This window comes from Huaxiibacter chinensis, assembly GCF_022171985.1.
Taxonomy (GTDB): domain Bacteria; phylum Pseudomonadota; class Gammaproteobacteria; order Enterobacterales; family Enterobacteriaceae; genus Enterobacter; species Enterobacter chinensis_A.
Genome location: NZ_JAJVHF010000047.1, coordinates 1 through 1,820, shown reverse-complemented (window position 1 = coordinate 1,820; position 1,820 = coordinate 1). Strand labels below are relative to the sequence as shown.

At 58.8% G+C, this 1,820-nt stretch carries 1 protein-coding gene; it reads left to right on the top strand.

What is annotated here, in order from left to right:
- Positions 1-285: 285 nt before the first annotated feature.
- Positions 286-855: a recombinase family protein gene (locus LZP96_RS23815; protein ID WP_001749988.1), complete on the top strand. Its 570-nt coding sequence runs from the start codon at positions 286-288 to the stop codon at positions 853-855.
- Positions 856-1,820 lie beyond the last annotated feature (965 nt).

The following is a 1,820-nucleotide window of genomic DNA, read 5'->3' as shown; positions in this document are numbered from 1 at the left end:
GCAGCAGCCCGTCGTTGCCTGATGGATCCAACCCCTCCGCTGCTATAGTGCAGTCGGCTTCTGACGTTCAGTGCAGCCGTCTTCTGAAAACGACAAACAGCCAGAAAGGCTGTTACAGGCGATTTGATCTGCAACCTATTGGTTAAATTAATGTATCAAAAACGATGGTTTTTGTGACAGTCTTGAAAAGTCCTGACTTCTCCCGAAAAATGACTCCCCTCATGTAACAAAACTCGTTACTGTATCAACATAACAATAACCCCATAACTAATTAGCGAGAAAAGAATGAAAATCGGCTATGCACGTAAATCTACGCATCTTCAGGATGTGGCGCACCAGGTTGACGAACTAACAAAAGCTGGATGTGAGCAAATCTATCAGGATCAGACCTCACGTAGCGGCCCAAAGCGCGACAAAAAAGGTGCGCCGGAACTGGAGAACTGCCTGAAAGCATTGCGCGAGGGAGATACCCTAGTAGTTTGGGCACTAGATCGGCTCGGCGGTTCATTGGGTCAAGTCATTACTTTACTCGACGACCTGAAGAAACGCGGAATAACTTTCATAGCCATCAAGGACAGAATAGACACAAATGCGCCAGTTATAGGGGAAATCTATACTCATCTGATGGCGATATTCTCTAGCTTTGAACGCAACCGCAATATTGAAAGAACGCGCTCAGGCCTTGCAGCTGCACGCGCAAGGGGCCGTGTGGGAGGGAGAAAACCGTCACTTTCTGAAGAAGATGTTAAACAAATTAGAATCTTACTTGCTGATCCTGAAATGACAGTTGGTGCAGTTGCTAAGCGCTTCAACGTTTCTCGCATGACTATTTATCGCTACACCACAAAATCATGAATGACCGCAGCATGGCGGTTTTATTTTCTTATGCCGTCAGGGCATGGAAGGCGACCACGCCGGAGTTAAACGGGCACCGGCCGCAAATCGCCGGAAACCGCAATGCTGAACGTATCGCCCGACCCAGCCCCCTCCCTGCAAAGCCCTAATCCCGCTCACCGCCACACAGCTGCCGTATGTCCCCCACGGGGGTGCGCAGTGGGCGCCGCGCGCCTGCGCGCGGGAACGGCGGCCCGCCTTCGGGTCGCGGCGCCGTACTGCGAGTTAGCGGCCGCACGCGGCCGGTTACGGGGGACACTACGCCATACGACCAGCGACCCGCTGAGCTGCACAATCCACGGATAACACAAGCTACATACATGTCGATATGGGAATCCGCCCATCTTGCCGGGCGCCGCTGTCGTGTGGAAATCCGCCCACCTTACCGGGCGCCGGTGCCGTGTGGGAATCCACCCACCTTGCCGGGCGCCGGTGCTGTGTGGAAATCCGCCCACCTTGCCGGGCGCCGGTGCCGTGTGGGAATCCGCCCACCTTGCCGGGTGCCGGTGCCGTGTGGAAATCCGCCCACCTTGCCGGGCGCCGGTGCCGTGTGGGAATCCGCCCACCTTGCCGGGCGCCGGTGCTGTGTGGGAATCCGCCCACCTTGCCGGGCGCCGGTGCCGTGTGGGAATCCGCCCACCTTGCCGGGCGCCGGTGCCGTGTGGGAATCCCCCCACCTTGCCGGGCGCCGGTGCCGTGTGGAAATCCGCCCACCTTGCCGGGCGCCGGTGCTGTGTGGAAATCCGCCCACCCTTTCCGGGCGCCGGTGCCGTGTGGGAATCCGCCCACCTTGCCGGGCGCCGGTGCTGTGTGGAAATCCGCCCACCCTTTCCGGGCGCCGGAGCCGTGTGGGAATCCGCCCACCTTGCCGGGCGCCGGTGCCGTGTGGGAATCCGCCCACCTTGCCGGGCGCCGGTGCCGTGTGG